Annotated in this window: 17 protein-coding genes and 1 tRNA gene; 9 read left to right on the top strand and 9 right to left on the bottom strand. The window is 58.8% G+C overall.

Going from position 1 to position 21250, the window contains the following annotated elements:
• Nucleotides 1–5: 5 nt before the first annotated feature.
• Nucleotides 6–1268, bottom strand: a complete 1263-nt coding sequence (locus ACXAH0_RS18565) for an imelysin family protein (protein WP_475175797.1) — start codon at nt 1266–1268, stop codon at nt 6–8.
• Between the two features lie 359 nt (nt 1269–1627).
• On the opposite strand from ACXAH0_RS18565, the gene ACXAH0_RS18560 reads away from it, so the two are divergent.
• Nucleotides 1628–2104: a tellurite resistance TerB family protein gene (locus ACXAH0_RS18560; RefSeq protein WP_475194008.1), complete on the top strand. Its 477-nt coding sequence runs from the start codon at nt 1628–1630 to the stop codon at nt 2102–2104.
• 128 nt (nt 2105–2232) lie between these two features.
• Entirely contained in the window at nt 2233–2988 is a 756-nt protein-coding gene (locus ACXAH0_RS18555; protein WP_475194005.1) for a glutamine amidotransferase, read from the top strand.
• 25 nt (nt 2989–3013) lie between these two features.
• Here the strand turns inward: ACXAH0_RS18555 and ACXAH0_RS18550 are convergent, their stop codons facing one another.
• Complete coding sequence (locus ACXAH0_RS18550) at nt 3014–4462, bottom strand: DUF6880 family protein (RefSeq protein ID WP_475194002.1); 1449 nt, start codon at nt 4460–4462, stop codon at nt 3014–3016.
• Between the two features lie 18 nt (nt 4463–4480).
• Nucleotides 4481–7921 carry a pyruvate carboxylase gene (pyc, locus tag ACXAH0_RS18545; RefSeq protein WP_475193997.1) on the bottom strand — a complete coding sequence of 1147 codons (3441 nt, stop codon included), beginning with the start codon at nt 7919–7921 and terminating at the stop codon, nt 4481–4483.
• A 143-nt stretch (nt 7922–8064) separates the two neighbouring features.
• Here pyc and ACXAH0_RS18540 point away from each other — a divergent pair, with 143 nt between their 5' ends.
• The 6 genes from ACXAH0_RS18540 to ACXAH0_RS18515 all read left to right on the top strand — a co-directional run bounded on the left by ACXAH0_RS18540 (nt 8065) and on the right by ACXAH0_RS18515 (nt 15138).
• Nucleotides 8065–8274: a hypothetical protein gene (locus tag ACXAH0_RS18540; RefSeq protein ID WP_475175775.1), complete on the top strand. Its 210-nt coding sequence runs from the start codon at nt 8065–8067 to the stop codon at nt 8272–8274.
• 542 nt (nt 8275–8816) lie between these two features.
• The gene (locus ACXAH0_RS18535; protein WP_475193992.1) at nt 8817–11999 is read left to right on the top strand and encodes a helicase-related protein; all 3183 of its coding nucleotides are present in this window, start codon (nt 8817–8819) and stop codon (nt 11997–11999) included.
• A 35-nt stretch (nt 12000–12034) separates the two neighbouring features.
• Nucleotides 12035–12400 carry an RNA-binding S4 domain-containing protein gene (locus ACXAH0_RS18530; protein ID WP_475194205.1) on the top strand — a complete coding sequence of 122 codons (366 nt, stop codon included), beginning with the start codon at nt 12035–12037 and terminating at the stop codon, nt 12398–12400.
• A 224-nt stretch (nt 12401–12624) separates the two neighbouring features.
• Nucleotides 12625–12957: a ferredoxin FdxA gene (fdxA, locus tag ACXAH0_RS18525; RefSeq protein WP_475175767.1), complete on the top strand. Its 333-nt coding sequence runs from the start codon at nt 12625–12627 to the stop codon at nt 12955–12957.
• A 455-nt stretch (nt 12958–13412) separates the two neighbouring features.
• Nucleotides 13413–14003 carry a CarD family transcriptional regulator gene (locus ACXAH0_RS18520; RefSeq protein ID WP_475193988.1) on the top strand — a complete coding sequence of 197 codons (591 nt, stop codon included), beginning with the start codon at nt 13413–13415 and terminating at the stop codon, nt 14001–14003.
• Between the two features lie 271 nt (nt 14004–14274).
• Nucleotides 14275–15138 carry an RNA polymerase factor sigma-32 gene (locus ACXAH0_RS18515; protein WP_475175759.1) on the top strand — a complete coding sequence of 288 codons (864 nt, stop codon included), beginning with the start codon at nt 14275–14277 and terminating at the stop codon, nt 15136–15138.
• Nucleotides 15139–15435: 297 nt separating this feature from the next.
• On the opposite strand, the gene ACXAH0_RS18510 is transcribed toward ACXAH0_RS18515, so the two are convergent.
• Both ACXAH0_RS18510 and ACXAH0_RS18505 read right to left on the bottom strand, forming a co-directional pair.
• Complete coding sequence (locus tag ACXAH0_RS18510) at nt 15436–16851, bottom strand: M48 family metalloprotease (RefSeq protein ID WP_475193985.1); 1416 nt, start codon at nt 16849–16851, stop codon at nt 15436–15438.
• Nucleotides 16852–16933: 82 nt separating this feature from the next.
• Nucleotides 16934–17728 carry a hypothetical protein gene (locus ACXAH0_RS18505; RefSeq protein ID WP_475193983.1) on the bottom strand — a complete coding sequence of 265 codons (795 nt, stop codon included), beginning with the start codon at nt 17726–17728 and terminating at the stop codon, nt 16934–16936.
• A gap of 561 nt (nt 17729–18289) precedes the next feature.
• On the opposite strand from ACXAH0_RS18505, the gene ACXAH0_RS18500 reads away from it, so the two are divergent.
• Nucleotides 18290–18366 (top strand) — tRNA-Arg (locus ACXAH0_RS18500).
• A gap of 112 nt (nt 18367–18478) precedes the next feature.
• Here the strand turns inward: ACXAH0_RS18500 and ACXAH0_RS18495 are convergent.
• From ACXAH0_RS18495 to ACXAH0_RS18480, 4 genes are all read right to left on the bottom strand, one after another.
• Entirely contained in the window at nt 18479–18730 is a 252-nt protein-coding gene (locus tag ACXAH0_RS18495; RefSeq protein ID WP_475193980.1) for a hypothetical protein, read from the bottom strand.
• A gap of 757 nt (nt 18731–19487) precedes the next feature.
• Complete coding sequence (locus ACXAH0_RS18490) at nt 19488–19886, bottom strand: DUF4279 domain-containing protein (RefSeq protein WP_475193976.1); 399 nt, start codon at nt 19884–19886, stop codon at nt 19488–19490.
• 10 nt (nt 19887–19896) lie between these two features.
• Nucleotides 19897–20910: an RHS repeat-associated core domain-containing protein gene (locus ACXAH0_RS18485; protein WP_475193972.1), complete on the bottom strand. Its 1014-nt coding sequence runs from the start codon at nt 20908–20910 to the stop codon at nt 19897–19899.
• Nucleotides 20911–21005: 95 nt separating this feature from the next.
• Nucleotides 21006–21250, bottom strand: a 245-nt coding sequence (locus ACXAH0_RS18480; protein ID WP_475193968.1) for an integrase core domain-containing protein, incomplete at its 5' end; no start/stop codon positions are given.

Here is a 21250-nt window from a genome sequence, read left to right as displayed (position 1 = left end):
TTTGCTTACTCGAAGACAGCGCCCGGGTTGTCGAGGCTGTCGGAACCTTCAAAGGCGATCTCGTCGAGCTCAAGAACTTTGACGACGCGCTCGATGGATGCGGTCTGGTCGACCAGCGCATCAACGGCGGCCTGAACCACGGCATTGCCTTCTTCGTTGCCTTCGCCAATCATCTGGTCATAGGCTTCACCGCCTTCGGCGCGGGCCTTCATGACCTCAAAAGCTGCCAGGGTGGCGTCCAGCTTGGTCTTCATTTCCTCGGCAAGAGCCGGGTCCTTTGCGGCAACGAGATCCGCAATCGAGGCGCCATCGACGTCATTGCCAACCGGGCTCTTATATTGTCCGAAATAGACGTTCCGGATGCCGACAACATCATTGTAGTGGGACATGTGCGTATTGTCGGAGAAGCAATCATGCTCTTCTTCCGGATCGTGCAGCATCAGTCCGAGCTTGATGCGCTCACCGGCCAGTTCGCCATAGGAGAGCGAGCCCATGCCGGTCAGGATGGTGGCCAGACCGCCGGTTTCGCCCTTGCCGGCCAGCTCTTCACGGGCTGCGCCACCCGGAGCCCAGGCGCTTGCCATTTCCTGAAGGTCGGAAATCAGAAGATCGGTTGCGGCCTGAAGGTACTGGATGCGGCGCTCACAATTGCCGCCGGTGCAGTTTGCCGGGTCGAAATCGGTTGCCGGACGGGTGCCGGCCCCTGCATTGGTGCCGTTGAGGTCCTGGCCCCAGAGCAGGAACTCGATGGCGTGATAGCCGGTTGCCACATTGGCTTCCACTTCGCCGGCTTCCTGCAGTGTGTTGGCCAGAAGATCGGCGGTGATTTCGGTGGCATCGATGGTCTCGCCGCCCACTTTCAGGCTTGGATTGGCGATCACATTGGCCACGTAGAAATCGTTTTCTTCCGATTCATCGCCATAGGACGCATCAACGTAGTCGATCAGACCTTCATCCAGCGGCCAGGCATTCACCTTGCCTTCCCAATCGTCGACAATGGCATTGCCGAAGCGATAGGCTTCAGTCTGCTGATAAGGATTGCGGGCCGCAATCCAGGCTGCACGGGCCGCCTCCAGATTGGCTTCGCTCGGCTCTGCGGTCAGGGCGTCGATAGCCTTTTTCAGGTCCTTCGCTGTGGCGAGGGAATCTTCATACCCGGCCTGGGCCACGTCGCCATAGGTCGACAGGATATCGGCCGGGGCAGCGGCCAGAGCAGGCGTTGCAATCAATGCGGTTGCGGCCAAAAGACCGGCTCTAAAGGAAGTCATGGTTCCATCCCAACTCTTGAGGTGCCTGGGCCAAACGGGGGGGACCGCAGGCGAAATTTGGACAAGGTGGCCGCTTTCGGAGCGCCATATACGCACTGGAGAAACCATTTCATGAGACTGAAAGTCAAGAAATAAATTGAGAATTGTCAATACTTTAGAACGATTCAAAGAACATGACGCAAAGATGCCGGATTCTGCTCCCATGTAAGTTTATCTGGCTGTCAACAAAGCTTTGATGTGTTTTTGACAATCATGTAACTGGAACACCAATCTCAAGGGATCAAAACCAATCTGATAGGTCTCTATCAATTGAGTTGGTATAAGACAGGCAGACTATCGGGAAACAGGAAGGCCGGGACATGCTCAATGCGTTGAAAAGCTTTGTCAGGGACATCACCTTCGGAGACAGCGGCGGCAAGACCTTCGCCGAAGATGACACGCGCCTGGCCGCCGCCGCCCTCCTGTTCCATCTGATCGATATTGACGGCGTGATAGAGGAAAGCGAAAGCAGCAAGCTCCGCGAAATCCTCAAAAGCCATTACGGCCTCACCGAGACGGAAACATCCGATCTGATTGCCGCGGCCAAACAGCGGGACGAGGAAGCGGTTGACCTTTACGGCTTCACCTCCGTCCTGAAGCGCACCACCGATGAGACCGAACGGCTCGCCATTGTCGAAATGATGTGGCAGATCGTCTATGCGGACGGCCATGTACATGAATTCGAGGACAACACCATCTGGCGGGTGGCCGAGCTTTTGGGCGTGTCGACCCGGGACCGCATGACGCTGCGCCACAAGGTGGCCCAGACCGCACCGGACGACCCCCACCACGACTGACAGTTCAAGAGACGGTCCCGCTCTTAAGTCCGCACTGTCCGGACAACATCCTCTTTTTGAACTGGTTTCCGAAAAAAGACAGGGCGCCCGGGCTCGCTTTTTCAAACCGCGTCCCTCATATTTACCCCATGAGATTGCAGTCCGTTTCAATTGATACCCGCCCGAAAGTCCTGATTGTGCTCCATCAGGAGACCTCGTCTCCCGGCCGCGTCGGTCAGGAGCTGATCAAGCGCGGCTTTACCCTGGACATCCGCAAACCCCGTTTCGGCGATGCCCTGCCGGACACGATGGCAGACCATGCGGGCGCGGTGATTTTCGGCGGGCCGATGAGCGCCAACGATCCGGATGGCTTTGTTCAAAAGGAAATCGACTGGATCAAGGTGCCTCTTCGGGAAGAAAAACCGTTTCTCGGCATTTGCCTCGGGGCCCAGATGATGGTCAAGCATTTGGGCGGCACGGTAGCCGGTCATCGCGACCAGCTGGTGGAAATCGGGTATTATCCCTTGCTGCCGACAGAGGCCGGCAAAGCGCTGATGGACTGGCCCCAGAAGGTCTATCAATGGCACCGGGAAGGATTTGACTGTCCAGCCGGGGCAGAGCTTCTGGCCGGCGGGCCAACCTATCCCAACCAGGCGCTCCGGGCCGGCCCGGCAGCCTTTGGCATCCAGTTCCACCCGGAGCTGACCCACAAGATGATGGTCAAATGGACCACCAAAGCCGCCCCACGCATGGAATTACCAGGCGCCCAGCGCCGCCGGGACCATTTCGCCGGCCGTTTCGTCTATGACCCGGCCGTCAAAAAGTGGCTCGATGCCTTTTTGGACCTTTGGATCGGAACGGCCGCATCCCCCATCCGCCACACGCAGCTGAAGGCGGCGGAGTAATAGCCAAAAGTATCTTCAGGAACTGCTATTCCAGTTTCGACCAAAACCCATGCTTGCGGCCATGCTTCTTTTTCAAGCCAGCCCGGAAAGAGACATGGGTCTCCCCCCCTTTCACGGCGGCAGCCTCCGGATCCGACTGTGCGGCCAGATCGTCCAGCTTCAGGAGATACCCTGCAGCATGGCCATAGGCTTTTGACCGCCCGCTGTCCAAAACGTCGTTTATCAACGTACGGTAAAGAAGGGCGGCAGCCAGGGGGAAGTCCTCTTCAAGCGCCTCTGCCGCAAAGGGCAACAATTGGTACTGCCTGCCATCCCAGCCATCCCGATTGGCAATCACCAGCCGGGCAGCAAGATCCAGTTTCGGCCATTCCAGGCAAAAGTGAAGCGCCCGGTGAATGGTCCCGGAGGCCAGAACATAGTCAAATGCGCGATCAAGCGCGTCAAATTCATCAAAGTCCGGCAGAGCGTTCACATAGTCACGCAAACAGTCAGCCTCCAGCGTTTCCTCAAAATACGACCAGCGCAGCGACTGGGCCGCGTCCCCTTGCCCCAGCGCGTTGAGGATCTCCGCTTCAAGCGTCATTTTACGGAACGAGGCAGTTTCGCGGGCAGGCAAGTTATCAGCAAGATCTGCAAAGGAAGAGTATTTTAGTCCACCCGTTTTTTCCCTTCTCACCCATTCGAGAGCTTCCTCTGCGCGGCTGGCATTCAGCAAATGCTGCGCAATTCCAAGGATGTCTTGAGTGTTCGGGGACTTGGTCTCCTCAAGGGCGATCATGGTATCCAGATCACTTTGCTGTAACGCGATCATCTGCCGGATATCCCGGTATTGCGACGCAATTGAAAAATAGAAACGGCCCTTGGACGTCCCCTCTGCGGCTTCCTGTTTCTTCTGAAGCTTCGCCAGAACCTGCTCCCACGAAGCCAGGACATCCTCAGGCAAATGCTCAACGGCCATCTCAGCCACCATGGGAAGATAACCATGGCTGCTTGTTCCAAGCGCTGCCATGATCTTGTCCGGCAGGAGCGTTATTTCCTGCGGTGTCAGCCTCCCTGTTAACGTGCCTATGTTTTCAATGGCCTGTTCGTAGACATCCTGAATTTTGCCGCCGGAATCATCCACGCGGCAAAAAACCTCTTCATGGGTCGCAACGAACCGCAAGAGGCGGTCAACCCCCATCATGGGAGCCGCGTTGCCCAACTCTCCGTACGCGACCTCCACTGTTGCAGCAAGATCGTCCCGAAAGCCGCGCGCTTTGTCCCAGTCGATAAAACTGCGTGCCTTTTCCAGCGCACTCAATCGGCGGTCAACAATCTTTGCAACAGCTTCCGGTCCTTTGTCCGCAGCAAGAGCTGCGGACACTTTCTTCCGGAAGGGAGCATTGTTTCCGCTTTCGCTCAGAACCAGTTCAGCAAGTTTCTTCGCACCAAGTTTTGTTAAGCTTTCGAGTGAGATAGCTGCTTTTCGAGCCATATTTCCACAAAATCCCGTTCAGCTTTCGAACACCACAAGCAAATCTTTGGCATCGATCTGGGTGCCCGGGGCCACCAGCACTTCCTTGACCGTGCCGTCCCGCTCCGCATGAAGCGCAGTTTCCATCTTCATGGCCTCGATCGAGACCAGCACGTCGCCAGCCGTGACCTCCTGACCGGCCGCAACCGCGACGGTGGAGATGACGCCCGGCATCGGTGCCCCCACATGGGCGGCATTGCCGTCTTCCGCCTTGCGCATGGCGGCGGCCCCGGTGGCTCCGTGGGCCCGGTCCGGCACCTTGACAATGCGCGGCTGGCCGTTCAGTTCGAAAAAGACTTTCTTCTCTCCCTTTTCATCTGTCTCCCCGAACGCCTGGCAGCGCACGACCAGGGTCTTGCCAGGCTCCAAATCCACCAGAATCTCGTCTCCCGGTTCCAGGCCGTAGAAATAGACCGGGGTCGGCAGAACCGAGGTCGGCCCATATTGCTGCTGGGCTTTTTCGAAATCGGTGAAGACCTTCGGATACATCAGATAGGCGGCCAGATCCGTATCATCGATCTCCCGGCCAGCGGCGCTCGACGCGTCTATGCGCTCCGCCTCCAGATCCGCCTCTTCCAGAAGCGAGCCCGGGCGCACGGTGATCGGCGTTTCCCCTTTCAAAACCTTCTTTTGCAGTGCCTGCGGCCATCCTCCCGGTGACTGGCCCAGATCCCCGTGGAGCATCTTCACCACGCTGTCCGGAAAGGCCACATCCTTGTCCGGGCTTTCAACCTCTTCCAAGGTCAGCCCCTGGCTCACCATCATGAGAGCCATATCGCCCACCACCTTGGAGGACGGGGTAACCTTGACGATATCCCCGAACATCCGGTTGGCATCCGCATAGGCCTGGGCCACCTCGTGCCAGCGGGTCTCAAGGCCAAGCGAGCGGGCCTGCTCCTTCAAATTGGTGAACTGGCCGCCGGGCATTTCATGCAAGTAGACTTCCGAGGCCCCGAACCTGAGATCGCTTTCAAAAGCCCGGTACTGGGTGCGCACCGCCTCCCAATAAAAGGAAATCTGACGGATCGTTTTCGCCTCCAGCCCCGTGTCCCGGTCACTGCCCCGGAGCGCTTCCACGATCGACCCGAGACAGGGCTGGGACGTAAGCCCTGAAAGGGCATCCATGGCCGCGTCCACCGCGTCAGCCCCGGCATCGACAGCCGCCAGCACCGTTGCCGCCGAAATACCGGACGTGTCATGGGTGTGAAAATGGATCGGCAGGCCAGTTTCCTCTTTCAAGGTGCGGATCAGGACCCTGGCCGCTTCCGGCTTCAACAGGCCGGCCATGTCCTTCAGGCCCAGAATATGCGCCCCGGCCGCCTCCAGCTCGCGGGCCAGGCCGACATAATATTTCAGGTCATATTTCGGCCGCGCGCTGTCCAGCAAATCCCCGGTGTAGCACAGCACACCTTCACACAGTTTGCCCGCTTCCTGGACCGCATCCATGGAAACGCGCATATTCTCGACCCAGTTGAGGCAGTCGAACACCCGGAACAGGTCAATGCCATTATCGGCGGCCTGTTTGACAAAGAACCGGACCACATTATCCGGATAGTTGGTATATCCAACCCCGTTGGACCCGCGCAGCAGCATCTGCAACAGGATGTTGGGTGCTTTCTGGCGGATCTGATGCAGCCGCTCCCAGGGGCTTTCGGTAAGGAAGCGCATGGCAACATCAAACGTTGCCCCGCCCCAGCATTCCAGGGAAAAAAGCTGGGGCAGCCCGGCCGCATAGGCCTCGGCAATGGCCACGATATCGTGGGTGCGCATACGGGTTGCCAGCAGCGACTGGTGCGCATCGCGCATCGTCGTGTCGGTGACAAGGGCCCGCTGCTGCGCCTTCATCCAGTCCGCAAAACCCTTGGGGCCAAGATCGTCCAGCAGCTGGCGGGTGCCCGCCGGCCTGTTGTCGCCAAAATCCGGCACAACCGGCGCCGCCGCATCCTTGGGCGGACGCATCCGGCTTTTGGTTTCCGGATGGCCGTTCACCGACACATCGGCGATATAGGTCAAAAGCTTGGTCGCCCGGTCCTGGCGCCTTGTCTGCTCGAACAGGGCCGGAGTTTCGTCAATGAAACGGGTGGTGTAATTGTTGGCCCGGAAATCAGGGTGACCGATGATGTTTTCCAAAAACACCAGATTGGTGGCCACCCCCCGGATCCGGAATTCACGCAAGGCCCGGTCCATGCGCTTGCGCGCATCTTCCGCCGTCGGCGCCCAGGCAGTGACCTTTTCCAGCAGCGGATCGTAAAAGCGGGTGATCACCGCCCCTGAATAGGCGGTGCCGCCGTCAAGGCGGATGCCGAAGCCGGTCGCGCCCCGGTAGGCGGTAATGCGGCCATAGTCCGGAATGAAATTCTGTTCCGGATCTTCCGTAGTGATCCGGCACTGCATGGCATGGCCGTTCAGGCAGATGTCCGCTTGCGGCGGCACGCCACTTTCCGCCGTTCCGATCTTCGCCCCGTCGGCAATATGGATCTGCGCCTGGACAATATCGATCCCGGTGACCTCTTCGGTGACCGTATGCTCCACCTGCACCCGTGGATTGACCTCGATGAAATAGACGGACCCGGTGTCCGCATCCATCAGGAACTCAACGGTTCCGGCCCCGCGATAGTTCACCGCCCGGCCGATCTTCAGGCCATAGCCGCACAGCTCTTCCCGTTTTGCCGCATCCAGATAGGGAGCGGGCGCCCGCTCGACCACTTTCTGGTGGCGACGCTGAATGGAACAGTCACGCTCGAACAGATGCACGACGGTGTCACCGTCCCCCAGGATCTGCACCTCCACATGGCGGGCGCGCTGGACCAGCTTTTCAAGATAGATCTCGTCCTTGCCGAAAGCAGCCTTGGCCTCCCGCTTGGCGGCAACAACTTCCTTTTCCAGCGTGGCTTCGTCAGGAATGACCCGCATGCCGCGCCCGCCGCCGCCCCAGGAGGCTTTCAGCATGACCGGGTAGCCGATCTCCAGCGCCTGGCGCTTGATCTCGCTCAGATCATCTGGCAGCGGGTCCGTTGCCGGCATGACCGGCACACCGGCCTCAATGGCCAGATTACGCGCTGCCACCTTGTTGCCGAGGCGGCGCATCGTTTCCGATTTCGGACCAATGAAGGTGATACCTGCCTGCTCGCAGGCATCAACGAATTCGGGGCTTTCCGACAACAGGCCATAGCCGGGATGAATGGCATCGGCGCCAGCATGTTTGGCAACCCGGATAATCTCGTCAATGGACAGATAGGCCTCGATCGGGCCAAGGCCCTTGCCGACCTGATAGGCTTCGTCCGCCTTGAACCGGTGCAGGGCCAGCTTGTCCTGTTCTGCATAGATCGCGACGGTTTTGAGCCCCAGTTCATTGGCTGCCCGGAACACCCGGATCGCAATTTCAGACCGGTTCGCAACGAGAATCTTGGTAATCGCCAAACGCCTTCTCCTCCCAAAGTTACGCCTAAGCACATTTGAACCCGGCCAGATTTCTACTGTGCTCTCAAGCTCTTGAAAAGGGCTGGACGGACAAGCGCCCCAAAAGGCAGGCCAGAACGCCACCTACACACCTGAACAACATATTGAAAGAAAAAGGGAAAATCCCCAGTGCCGCGCAAGAAGCGCTGCCGCCAAAAAAGGTGCAGTGCAGCATTTTTGATCCCGCACAATGCCCTGCCGACCGTGAAACGCCCGGCCCGGCCCCCATGGCCGCAAAACCGGGCTTGCCTTTTTGCATAAAACAGGAAACGCCCAAAGCAGGAACGAAAAGCCCGCTGACCTTAGAAACGTAAACAGACCGCTTCATTTTGAAACGGAAACGGGCATTTTACGGCCTGCAACACAGATTATGATTTTTTCGCCCGATTTTCATAGGTCTTTCAAACAGCGCACCTACCAGATCTTGTTGGAACAAACCCAAAACAGAGAAAAATCAGCGATTCGTCCGGGTTTCGTTCACCCTGTGTCCGTTCGTAAACACCTGCGCGGACCCGGCAGGACCACGGCTTCACACAAGATTAACCCTTGACAGGATTTTGCCTCCGGACGCAGCTGTTTCTGCCGAGCGACTCAAATCCTTGACGAGATTCAGGATTTCGTAGCGCAGTTCAGACAAATCACTATATTTCGTAGGGAACAAATCCTGAATCACAAAGAGTCCGCGATTCGGTTTCGGTTTGTTCCAGACTCGTTCTCCACAGAAAAACACCCCATATCTGTCCGGCGAAAATTCGCCCAAAAGAAAGGGCGACACGCCGGTGCGGCCTGTGCTAGATACGCCGCACTAGATATAGGCGCTGCGCCCGAAGAAAGCCGACCGTAACCAATCAGTTCCATGCCTCGTCCCCAAACGTTGCCGCTGCCGCCGTCCGCCAGATCACGCACCGTGACTGCAGTTCTCGGCCCGACCAATACCGGCAAGACCCATCTGGCCATTGAGCGCATGCTTGCACAGCCCTCCGGGCTGATCGGCCTGCCCTTGCGTTTGCTCGCAAGAGAAGTCTATGGCCGCATCGTGGAGCGTGCGGGCACGGAGGCGGTGGCTCTTGTGACCGGCGAAGAGAAGATCGTGCCGAAGGCGCCCCGCTTCTGGGTGTCGACCGTCGAAGCCATGCCGCTGGATCTCAACACCGAGTTCGTGGCCATCGACGAAGTGCAGCTGGCCGGAAACCTGGACCGCGGCCATGTCTTCACCGAACGCATCTTGAACCTGCGCGGCCGCGCCGAAACGCTGCTTCTGGGGGCCGCGACCGCACGCCCGCTTCTGGAAAAGCTGCTGCCGGGCCTCAATGTCATCACCCGACCGCGCATGTCCATTCTCGAATATGCAGGCGCGCGCAAGGTGTCGCGCATGCCGTCCCGCTCGGCCGTGGTCGCCTTTTCCGCCGGAGAAGTCTATTCGATTGCCGAGCTTTTGCGCCGCCAGCGCGGCGGCGCCGCCGTTGTTCTCGGCTCCTTGAGCCCGCGCACCCGCAACGCCCAGGTGGAGTTGTTCCAAAACGGGGATGTGGACCACCTGGTGGCGACGGATGCCATTGGCATGGGGCTCAATCTGGATGTCCATCACATCGCCTTTGCAGGCAACCGCAAATATGACGGCTACCAGTACCGCCAGCTGACCCCTTCCGAAATGGGCCAGATCGCCGGACGCGCCGGGCGCCACACCCAGGACGGCACATTCGGGGTGACCGGCCGGGTCGAGCCGCTGGCTGACGAACTGGTCGAACAGATCGAAAGCCACCGGTTCGACAGTCTGAAAGTGCTGCAATGGCGCAACAGTTCGCTAGACTTCTCCTCTGCTGCACGCCTGCGGGCCAGCCTGGACGTTGTCCCGCGCGAGGAGGGCCTTGCGCGGGCCCCGACCGGCGACGACATTACAGCACTTGAACATCTGTTACGGGATTCCGTAATATCCGGGCTGGCAAGGGGCGAAAATGCAATTGAATTGTTATGGGACGTGTGTCAGGTCCCGGACTATCGGAAGATCGCTCCGGCAAACCACGCAGAGTTGCTGAGCACCATCTACACGCATCTGATGCAGGACAATCGTATCGCGGATGACTGGTTCACCCGTCAATTGGCCTTCGCAGACCGCACGGATGGTGATATCGACACTCTCGCAAACCGGATTGCCCATATCCGGACCTGGACATACGTCGCCAATCGCCCTGACTGGCTGGCCGATCCGGCCCATTGGCAGGGGGAAACCCGCGACATTGAAGACAGATTATCGGACGCCCTGCACGAACGCTTGACACAGCGTTTCGTTGACCGGCGGACAAGTGTATTGATGCGACGTTTGAGAGAGAACGCAATGCTGGAAGCAGAAATTACATCGAGTGGCGATGTGCTCGTGGAAGGTCAGCACATCGGGAACCTGCTTGGCTTCCGGTTTGCCCCTGATGCCGGGGCCGAAGGCCCGGACGGCAAGACCGTGCGCGCTGCCGCCCAGAAAGCCCTGACAACGGAAATCGAGACCCGTGCCGACAAGCTGGGCAAATCCGAGAACAGCGATTTCGTGCTGACCTCGGAAGCCGCCATCCGCTGGCGCGGCGAACCGGTGGCCAAGCTGGTGGCAGGAGAAGATGTGCTGGCACCGACGGCGCTTCTTCTGGCGGACGAGCATCTGACCGGCCCGGCCCGCGACACGGTGCAGGCCCGCATCGACCTGTGGGTCAAAGCGCAGATCGAAACCCTTTTAAAGCCGCTTGCGGATCTGAAGGCCGGTGAAGGGCTGGAAGGTCTGGCGCGGGGCATTGCCTTCCGTATCGTGGAAGGGCTCGGCATTCTGGAACGCCAGGAAGCAGCCGATGAAATCCGCCAGCTGGAACAGGACATGCGCGCCTCCCTGCGCAAGCACGGCGTACGCTTCGGTGCCTATACCGTATTTGTCCCCGCGCTCTTGAAACCGGCCCCGAGCCAGCTTCTCGCCCAGCTCTGGGCGCTGAAAAACGGCTCGCTTGACATGGCCGGCATGTCCGAACTGCCGCAGCTGTCCGCCTCCGGCCGCACGTCCATTCCCGTCGATGAAAGCATCGACAAGTCCCTTTACAAAGTGGTCGGCTTCCGGGTCTGCGGCCCCAGAGCCGTGCGTGTCGACATTCTGGAACGTCTGGCGGATCTGATCCGGCCGCTGATTGCCTGGAAACCACTGGATGCGGAGGTGAGCCCACCGGACGGCGCCATCGCACAAGGCGGCGGCTTTACCGTCACAGTCGCCATGACCTCGCTTCTGGGCTGCGCGGGAGAAGACTTCTCTGCCGTCCTGAAATCCCTCGGCTACCGGCTGGAGACCAAAGAAATCCAGCGCCCTGCCGCGGCCAAGCCCGAAGCTGCAGACAAGACTGCAGCGCTGGCAGACGCCTCTGGGGCAGACACTGCTGCGCCTGAGGCCGCTGCGGCCGATCCCGCCGGGACGGAAGCAGGGACTGAAACAGCCCCGGCCGCACAGGCTGAAGCCGCGCCTGAAGACACGCTTGCTGAGGAACCGGACGCCGCCGCTAACGAGACCGCCCCCCCGGCAGAGGCTGCCGCTTCAGAAACCCCGGCGACCGATCCAGCCACGGCCACGGATGAGAACACTGCCGCTGCCGCCATTTCGCAGACGTCTCAGGACACCTCATCACAGGAGGGCGGTGCGGCCGAGCCCACAGACACGGCGGACGCCGCTGCAGACAGCGCAGACGCGCCCGAGCTTGAGACCGTTACCCTTGAAATCTGGCGTCCGGGCCGGCACGACCGGCGCCCGCGCGGCCGCCAGGACCAGCGCCGCGGCGACAACCGCAAGGGCCAGGGCCACAAGGGCGGCCCGCGCGGCGAAGGCGAAAAACGCCAAGGCAAAGGTGGCGGCAAGGGGGGACAGAACCGAAGCCGGAGCGGCCAGCAGGGCGGCAACCGTTCCTTTGACGGCGGCAACCGGCGCAACACGCCACCGAAAGACAAGCCCATCGATCCGAATTCGCCCTTTGCAGCGCTGATGGCCCTGAAGGCGGATATGGACAACAAGGACAAGACGTAATCCCCGGAGAGCGCACACAAGAGGATGGCCCGGGGCTGCGGGTCGACAAGTGGCTCTGGTACGCCAGGGTCACCAAGTCCCGCTCCCTGGCCCAGAAACTGGCAACCTCGGGCCATGTGCGCATCAACAAGGACAAGATCTCCTCGGCCAGCAAGATCGTGCGGTTGGGAGATGTCCTGACCATTGGCCTGGAGCGCCGGGTTCTGGTGTTGAAAATCGCCGCCCTCGGCACACGGCGCGGCCCCTATGCAGAAGCGCGCACCTTATACGAGGACCTCTCACCGCCGCCGCCACCCAGGGAGACCCGGCCACCGCCCGCGCCGGGCCAGCGGGAGGCAGGATCCGGCCGCCCCACAAAGCGGGAGCGGCGCAAGATGGACGCCTTCCGTAACGACACGTGAGGCAAAATCCTGCCGGATGCCGGAAAACAGAATAACTTTCTCTTTTCGGTCAAAAATCCGTCAACCTGTGCGCTTGCGCGTGTCAGCCAAAAACGATACCCAACACCGATCAGAGATTTTTCAGTGCGCAGCGCAGCACGGCGCCGCACACCAACGACCTGCCGGACGAGCCTTCGGATTGTCAGAACCGGACGCGTTCGCACCGGCCCGCAGCGAGGATACCGATGACCTACGTCGTCACAGACAACTGCATCAAGTGCAAATATACCGACTGTGTTGAAGTCTGCCCGGTGGACTGTTTCTACGAGGGCGAGAACTTCCTCGTCATCAATCCGGACGAATGCATTGACTGCGGCGTGTGTGAACCCGAATGCCCGGCGGAAGCGATTCTTCCCGACACCGAACCCGGTCTTGAAAAGTGGATCGAGGTGAACGCAGAATATTCCGAGAAGTGGCCGAACATCACCGAGAAGAAAGATCCGATGCCCGAGGCAGAGGAATTCGACGGCAAGAAAAACAAGTTCGAACAGTTCTTTTCGCCGAATCCACCGTCCTGATTCGGCACAGCCCTGAACATGCGACAGTGCGCCGCGGCCGGATCCCGGCCCGTGGCCGTTTGGATTCAGACATAAGAATCAAAGAATTGTAAAGGCGATCATGCGGCCGTTTCGTGGTGTTTGCGCAGCGCGAAAGGGTAACCCTTTAATTTTCCACAAAACTATGCTACGTATTAGAGATTAGTCACCAACCACGAGATCAACCCCCGCAATGGAGTTACACAACGTGTTCCGGTTTCTTGAGAGCCCGGATGCGTCGACTCCCGGCACCTCACTTGAATGACCAAGGTTCTATCGTGGAAATCGTCGACTGACCAGCCCCGACACGCCGCATATCAACAGGCGTTCCTTCCATGGACCGCCGGGCGGTTTCGTGTCGCATAAGACAAGGCGGCCTCTTGAGGCCCAAGACAGGTCCGAATGGACCGGCAAACTGCGCAGGAGAGAATACGAGTATGGCAACGAACACCAAAAAGACCGCGCAGCGTCAAGGTTTTAAAACCGGCGAGTACATCGTTTATCCGGCCCATGGCGTCGGCCAGATTACCGCTATTGAAGAGCAGAACGTTGCGGGTCACTCTTTGGAGTTGCTCGTCATCGTTTTTGAGCAGGACAAGATGACCCTCCGCGTGCCTGTGGCGAAAATCGCCTCCGTCGGCATGCGCAAACTCGGCGACCCGGCTGCGGTCAAGAAGGCATTGGAAACCGTTCGCGGCCGTCCGCGGGTGAAACGCACCATGTGGAGCCGCCGGGCCCAGGAATATGAAGCAAAGATCAATTCCGGTGACCTGATTGCGATTTCTGAAGTCGTCCGCGACCTCTATCGCTCTGAGAGCCAGCCGGAACAGTCCTATTCCGAGCGTCAGCTTTATGAAGCGGCCCTCGACCGGATGGCGCGCGAAATCGCTGCGGTGAACAAATGTTCCGAAACCGAAGCGGTCAAGCAGATCGAGCAGAACCTTGCCAAGTCTCCGAGCCGGGCCAAGGCCGCCGCAGAAGCGGAAGCTGCAACAGAAGAGGACGAGGACAAAGAAGAAGCCGCCTGATCCGGGGGCATCCGCAGCGTCCTGCTGCGCCCCGCATCCTGGAGGCGGAACCGCCCCTCGCATAGTCCATGGGCCCGTTCGCAAGACGGGCCCATTTTGTTTGCCCTGCGTCCCTTGCATGGCTGTTTCTGCCAAGGGGCTCCGCCCGGTTTTGCCAGACCTCGCGCGTCAATCACAAAGAAGTGCAAAAAAACAACGCCCTGACGTCAGTGAAGTGATCTAACCTGCACTTCGATACGTAGTTTCCCGATATCACATCGGAGCGTCAGTCATGTCGGCAAGTGAAAAACGGCAATTGGTTCAGGCGGCAATGAAAGCACCCTACCTCACGCGTGAGGAGGAGCAGGCGCTTGCGATCCGATGGCGGGACAACCGGGATAAGAAGGCGCTGGAGAAACTGTCCCTGTCGCACATGCGACTGGTCATTGCCGTTGCCTCCCGCTTCCGCAATTTCGGCCTGTCCCTCGGTGACCTCATTCAGGAAGGCCATGTGGGCCTGCTGGAAGCAGCTGCCCGGTTTGAGCCGGCCCGGGAGGTGCGCTTTTCCACCTATGCGACGTGGTGGATCCGCGCTTCCATTCAGGATTACATCCTGCGCAACTGGTCAATTGTGCGCGGCGGAACGTCTTCGTCACAGAAGGCACTTTTTTTCAACCTGCGCCGCCTGCGCGCCAAATTGTCCAGTAACCAGACACCGCTGACCGACAGCGAGCTGCATCAGAAGATCGCCGATGCCATAGGCGTCAAGCAGTCCGATGTGGCCCTGATGAATGCGCGCCTGTCCGGTCCGGACACGTCACTCAACGCGCCGGTGACTGATAGCGAAGGCTCCAGCGCCGACCGGCAGGATTTCCTCGTGTCCGATGCGCCCCTGCCGGATGAAGTCGTCACCGGCAGTATTGACGCGGAGCGGCGCCGGAAATGGCTGTGGACGGCCTTAAAAGTTTTGAGCGAGCGGGAGCTGCGCATTGTCAAAGAACGGCGCCTGTCCGAAGACGGCGCTACCTTGGAATCCCTGGGCGAAAAGCTCGGTATCTCCAAGGAGCGGGTGCGGCAGATTGAAAGCCGCGCCATGGAAAAGCTGAAATCCGCCCTTCTGGCGGCCCAGCCGGATCAAACGGCCTACCGGATCTGAGGGATCACAGGCTCTGAAGAATCCTCACGCAAACCACACAAAGGCCCCGGGCGAAGATGCCCGGGCCTTAAGCGCGTTTGGAGGACCGGAGGTGCGGGTGAGGCTTATACCAAGCGCGATTGTTGATAACCTATTTGAGCGCGCTTGGAGGGTCTTCAGCCAGGCGCGCGTCGCAGGTCGATACGGGGTATCGGGCCAGACGTGCGACAACGTCCGAAGTCCCTCCAAGCGCAGCCTCCGGTGACCCGACCTGGGGCGCGCCACAAGAAGCCGGAGGCAAAAGCATCGTGCGATGCTCTAGTCCTTCACCAGTTTGACTGCCGTGCCCGGCGGGATCGTCTTGTTCGCGTCCAGATCGTTCAGGATGGAGAAGAACCGCAGCCGCCGGGACGGCTCAATGCCGCTCATGCCCACCGCCAGCTTACGCGGCGTGTCGCCCGGCTTGGTCTTGATGACCTTGATACGCAGGGATTCCAATCTTGCCCGCTCGGTCGGCGTCAATTGCCGGAAACTGTCCACTGTTGCCCGGAAGTCGTCGTCAAAGCTCTGGCTCGGCGAACGGCTGGCAAAAATAAACCGGTAGCCGGTGCGTCCGATCCGCACAACGGCGATGCGGAAGGACCAGCCCTGAGTGATGGCTGCCCCGGTGACCCCCGGCAGGCCGTGAATGGTCGTCTGGCGCACGCTTTCCGGCAACAGGCCATTGATCCAGCCGGACTTCATATAATCCGCAAGGTCGGAATAGCCGCTGACATCGGCGCCATCAAACCGGATCGCCGTGCCGGAACCATTGCTGGCCAGAACCGCTTCGGGGGAATTTTCCAGAATATAGCCCTTTGGCACGGTGAAGCCGATGCCGAGCGCTTTGTGCAGGAACGACCGCCCGCGCACGAAACCTTCCAGTGGGTCATCGCCATAAAGCATACCGTCAATATGGGTCAGATAGCTGTCCCGGTCGCGCTCGCCAATGCCCGGCGCCCCCACCTGACGGGCCGCTCGGACCGCAATCTGCAGCCGCTCCGGTGTGGACGGGTGGGAGGACAGGAAGTCCGGTGCCGTGGAGGCTGACTTGTCCGCAGACTGGTAGCGCGCATAGGCGGCCATGGTCTTCAGGAACCGTGAGGCCGCATAAGGGTCGAACCCGGCCCGGGCCAGGGTCTTGACCCCGATAGCATCGGCTTCCAGTTCCTGCACCTGGCTGAAGCGCGCAAAGGACAGCTGCGAGGAAATCAGCGCCTTGCGCGCCTCTTCCGAATCCTGAACCACATCCGTCAGGATCTTGTTGGCGAGTTGGCGCGCTTCGGCGCGCTGCTGGCGCTTGATCGCGTGATTGGCGGTCACATGGGCCATTTCATGGGCCAGAACCGCCGCCACTTCCGACGTGTCATTGGCAAGCGCCAGCAGCCCGCGGGTCACATAAAGATAGCCCCCGGGCAGCGCAAAGGCGTTGATCGCCGGAGAATTGAGGATGGTGATCTTATAGGTCTGCGACGGGTCCTGGGAGGCGGCGACCAGACGGCCAACCACACTGGCCACTGCCCGTTCCGCGCCCGGGTCCTTGTAGACCCCGCCATAGGTCGCCACCACGCGGGGGTGTTCGCGTGCGCCGATCTCGTTTGTCAGCCCCGGACGCAGCGTGCCCGGCGACACGGTGCTGGCGGTCGGGCCGTCGCCCAGCAGCTGGCAGGCGGCAGCAACTCCTGACAAGATCAAGGCAAAAAGAAACTGTCCCCAGCGGCTAAACCAGCGCCGGGCCCGGGAACCAGGCAGGCGCGCGCACTCTGCGCGCCGGACTTTACTTGCTGTCTTCGCCGCCACGTCCTGACCTTCTGCCCTTTAGTACCACCAGTTGTCCGGGATCTTTCAGTGCGATCAACGGGCCGTCCCTTTCCTCTAGGATACCCCGGATCTCGACAACAGCGCCGCTCAGACCCTCCAGGCTCCGGCCGGAGCGGGACAAGACCGCATTGAACCGGTCTTCCGCAGAGACGCTGAGCGTCCCTGTGAAATCGGTTTTCCAGTGCCTTCCAAAATTGAGATAGCGGGTACGGGCGGTTTTTCCAAGCGAAACAATGCGCCCACGCGCAACCACATAAGTCCCCGCCTTGCCTTCCAGCGCTTTGGGCGCAGCAGTTGAATAGACCTTGAAGCCGGAGTGGTGGCCCCAATGCCCTGCTTTTGCACCGATCGCTTCGCCCTCCGCCCGGCGCAACCGGTCAGAACACGCAAAAGTTGCACCGCTTGGCTGGAACAGCGCCACGCCTTGCGTCAACAGAGCATCTTGATAAAGGGACAGCCCCTCCTCTGCGTCCGACTGCAGGATCCAGGCTGGCCTCACGCCCCAGCGATTCGCCTCGTCCAAGGCAATGGCCTCAAACGCGCCGCCCTCCCCAGCCTGCGGCAGGGTTGCGTCAAAAGGCCAGATGCCTGCGGCAAAATAGCGCCCGCCGGTTTTGTCCTTAAAAATCCCCGGCTCCGTTCCCGGCTGCACCGCGACGGGACGCCCAGAGCTCAAAAAACAGGAGCCTGCGCCGGATGGCTCAGCCCGGACCCGGGTCTGGGGGGGCGTCATCACGGCGGCCGCGCTCAACAGCACAGCCCCCGCCAGCCGCCCCCGGCGGGCACGGGCCGGGCAGCGCGCAGCCTTGCGGACAAGACCGGACGCCCCGGATGCACCGGAATTTGCACTGCCCGTGCCTGCTCTACCGGTGTCCGCTCCGACTGGGGCAAATCCGCCGGGATCTGAGACGGCGTATCTCCAAAAAGGGGAACTCCACCCATTTCGGCCCGCCGGTTCTGTCCTGCCCACGCATCTCAAATGCGCACCCTCACATCTTGTTGCCTGTTCCTGCCCTGGCCGCGCCAGATTCTCCCGGCCTGCCCGTGCCCAAGGTGCCGCCGGACGGCCGCCGAGCCCTGATGCACCGCCGGGGCCACCTCTCAACCGGCGGGAGCGGAGTACTATAGCCCCGATCACTCCAATCGCGTAGCTACGCAGCGATTGCGGCAAGTCCAAGACCAGCCCCTGCGCAAAGGCAGCTGACCGGTCGTTCTTGCCTTCTGGCCTGCCCCCAACCCTAGTCGAAACCTGCCCCTCCTCCGCATCCAGGGGCTCGCAAAGTCTGAAAAATCATGCTAATCGACCTCCATCGGCCCCGTAGCTCAGCAGGATAGAGCATCAGATTCCTAATCTGAGGGTCACAGGTTCGAATCCTGTCGGGGTCACCATTAACTAGTTGAATTTATTGAAAGTAAAAAAGAGAGGAGTGCGTGTCGCAACTCCTCAGTCCGCCGTATCGGCACCGTGTCGGCACGGTGTATTTTTTTGTGAACTTCACCTCTAGACGCTCGATTGAGCCTTATTCATAAGATCGTATTCGTACGCCTTGTCTTCCAAATCGGAAATGTGTCCCTGCACTGCCCGAAGCCTTCGGCTTTGTTGGTATGCCAATTCGCTCAAGGCAATAGCGTTTTCGCTCCATCTTTCCTTATCGGTGTTCTCAAAAAAACAACCAATCATTTCCAACACAATGGCGGTTGTTTCAGCGGTGCTGAGGATTTCTTCGAACGGTCTTTGATGTGTGATGGTCATGTCGGTTCCTTTCAAGCAACGAAAGGCCACGGCAATTGGTGGCCAGGCGATGACGGGTTGACAGACCGGCTAGAAGCTCCGGCAGAGCAAAGCTCTCCCATCACGCCCGACCAAAAAAACGCGCATACGGCAAGCCGCAACGCTCCGGGTGCGCCTCTAGTTAAACCGGCTGTCAATCCGGGCTCCATAAATTGCAGTGAAGCAATCTGCAGGCACCCGTCAAACGAGAGGACGACAAGGTAATCCTTTCAAAGTGTGCTTTGTAAGCGTCCGGTGAAGGGTCTTTGACCTATTTTTTCGGCCTGCGCATATTGGCAAGATGCTCCATTTGGATTTTGACGATCTCGGGCTCGATATCGTTTGGATCGAACGGCTGTCAGCCCTGCGGCTGTTTTGCTAGAAGCCAGAGAGGAACGTCGGACGCTGGAGATGTGGGTGGAGGAGGAAAAATCTCCTGACTGAGTTATAGAACTGATCACCTAACTTTGAGACTGAGCTATGACGTCTGGAGGGGTTATCCACCGCATCACGGCCGCAACATAAACGGCGAAACTCCGACAAAGCCCTTCAAATGCTAAAAACAGGTACAGATGGAGGAAACGACTGCAACGCCCAACACCACATCAACCTGCTGCAACTGTAAACTCAATGCTGTTTCAGTAAATACAATTGTCTGCAATCGCATCGACTACCAGAAAGCGTAAAATGCGCGATCAATTCTGCCGACTCGGTTAAAAGTAAAATAAAATAAACAGAACTATTCTCCATCATAAATATCCACATCAATAATTGATCCAATTCTCGTACAGAATTCAATCATCTCCAGAGGAAATTTCAATGCAGGCACTCCAGATTTAAGATCTACAGTCACAGTTATCTTGCAATTCAATTTTTCTTTCAAAGACATAAGTAAGTCCTCCTTAGGTAGAATTTTGATTGATATATATTCCCAATGCTCCTCCAAAGCTGCATCTTTCTTTGGTGGGGACGATTTTAGTATGAAAGCATTCTTTACTGGAATTGGGCTTGGAACAAGCCGCCTCGAACCGATACGCAGTATCGAATCTGCCTTGATACCAAGCAAATCTTGCATTTTATCTGCTGAAATGGCCGCAACAGATCCAATACTCAAGTGAATTCGAACATCGTAACACATTTCTCAGAACTCACTCCTCAATGTTAATTTCCAAGTCTTCCATCGGTCCTGTCCTGCCTTTTGTGGGACCGGCATACACATTTCCATCCTTATCTACAAATAGATCAGATGTTGAATCTAAGCCGTAGGCATCTTTCAAATCGTGGGCGTCGTTGTAACCAGCTTGTTGCGCAATTTCGTCAGCACGCCTATTGGAGCCGACTCTTTTAGCATCTTTCGCTGCTTGGGTGGTTTCATCCTGCTCGGCGTTACCAGTTCCATTGTCAGCAGAGCTATCATCACCTTCTTCGTTATTATTGAGAACAAACCCGCCATCGTAAGTATTACTACTATTTTGTCTTTCCGCATCGTCATGAGCTTTTTTTCCCATTACGAACGTGAAAATGGCAAGTGCGCCAAATACTACCGCCCCCTCTACAACACACCCATCTGCGCAAGCAACTTCTGGGCCGCTAGCGCCACTATTACTCCCACCTGCACTATATCGTCCTCCGCCCCCGATTGCACCGATGGCACCAGATCCGCTGCTGGCAATTGAGTACCTGTCAGCCCTGTCGTTCATCTGATCGTTTACGTTGTTCCCGCTCGGGTCCTTGTGAAGGATCGGGTTGTTGAGGGCATAGGCATACCGGTTGGTGCCAACACCACTTGACTTCGGGTGGCACCAGTCCGGCGAGATGAAGCGCGCCAGGACGGGATCATAGTAGCGGGCGTTGAGATAAGTCAGTCCGGTCTCCGGATCGTCCCGCTCCCCGATCCAGCCCTTGCTTTCCCGGGGTGTGCCAATGGCCACCTGAACGTCGGAGCGCTCTCCGTAAGGCCGGTAGAAGTTTTCAGAGATGACAGTTCCGGCCGCATTCGACATCAGCTTCACCGAGCTCAGGTGATCCCGGTGCAGCCAGTTGATCTCGTTGCCTGCCTTGCGCACATCCGATAGCGGATGCTTGATGTGTTTACCGTCCGGCGTGATCTCTTCATCATCGCCCAAATACAGCGTCGTCTGGCCGCCCGTGATCTTTTTCAACCGCTTGCCATCCGGGCCATAAACTGTCCGTCGTCATGTATTTTGAGACAGATGGCTGCCTGACTTAAGGAGGGTCTGGCGCACCTGGATTTCAGTTAAGCAGCGGATTTATCGTGCTGCAAGCGCCGTTGTCTCATGGTCCTCCTTTTTGTCTTTTCCCGTTCGAGCAGGATGGTCTGTCCGCGACCTGTGTAGACATCGGCCGGGGTGAGGTTTTTCAGGCTCTCGTGATAGCGGTGATGGTTGTAGTAGCCGATGAACGCATCGATCTGCGCTTCGAGATCACCTGGTAGAAAGTAGTTTTCCAGCAGGATCCGGTTCTTCAAGGTCTGATGCCACC

It is taken from the genome of Roseibium sp. AWQ4_290, from assembly GCF_056160985.1.
Note: the sequence above shows the minus strand (reverse complement) of the source record. Positions and strands in the feature narration are given on the sequence as shown.

What these genes read in the sequence shown, in the direction of transcription:
- ACXAH0_RS18520 (WP_475193988.1), top strand. Translation starts at nt 13,413, where the DNA reads ATGGCAACGAACACCAAAAAGACCGCGCAGCGTCAAGGTTTTAAAACC.
- ACXAH0_RS18550 (WP_475194002.1), bottom strand. Translation starts at nt 4,462, where the DNA reads ATGGCTCGAAAAGCAGCTATCTCACTCGAAAGCTTAACAAAACTTGGT.
- ACXAH0_RS18555 (WP_475194005.1), top strand. Translation starts at nt 2,233, where the DNA reads ATGAGATTGCAGTCCGTTTCAATTGATACCCGCCCGAAAGTCCTGATT.
- ACXAH0_RS18565 (WP_475175797.1), bottom strand. Translation starts at nt 1,268, where the DNA reads ATGACTTCCTTTAGAGCCGGTCTTTTGGCCGCAACCGCATTGATTGCA.
- ACXAH0_RS18495 (WP_475193980.1), bottom strand. Translation starts at nt 18,730, where the DNA reads ATGACCATCACACATCAAAGACCGTTCGAAGAAATCCTCAGCACCGCT.
- ACXAH0_RS18490 (WP_475193976.1), bottom strand. Translation starts at nt 19,886, where the DNA reads ATGTGTTACGATGTTCGAATTCACTTGAGTATTGGATCTGTTGCGGCC.
- ACXAH0_RS18560 (WP_475194008.1), top strand. Translation starts at nt 1,628, where the DNA reads ATGCTCAATGCGTTGAAAAGCTTTGTCAGGGACATCACCTTCGGAGAC.
- ACXAH0_RS18515 (WP_475175759.1), top strand. Translation starts at nt 14,275, where the DNA reads ATGTCGGCAAGTGAAAAACGGCAATTGGTTCAGGCGGCAATGAAAGCA.
- fdxA (WP_475175767.1), top strand. Translation starts at nt 12,625, where the DNA reads ATGACCTACGTCGTCACAGACAACTGCATCAAGTGCAAATATACCGAC.
- ACXAH0_RS18535 (WP_475193992.1), top strand. Translation starts at nt 8,817, where the DNA reads ATGCCTCGTCCCCAAACGTTGCCGCTGCCGCCGTCCGCCAGATCACGC.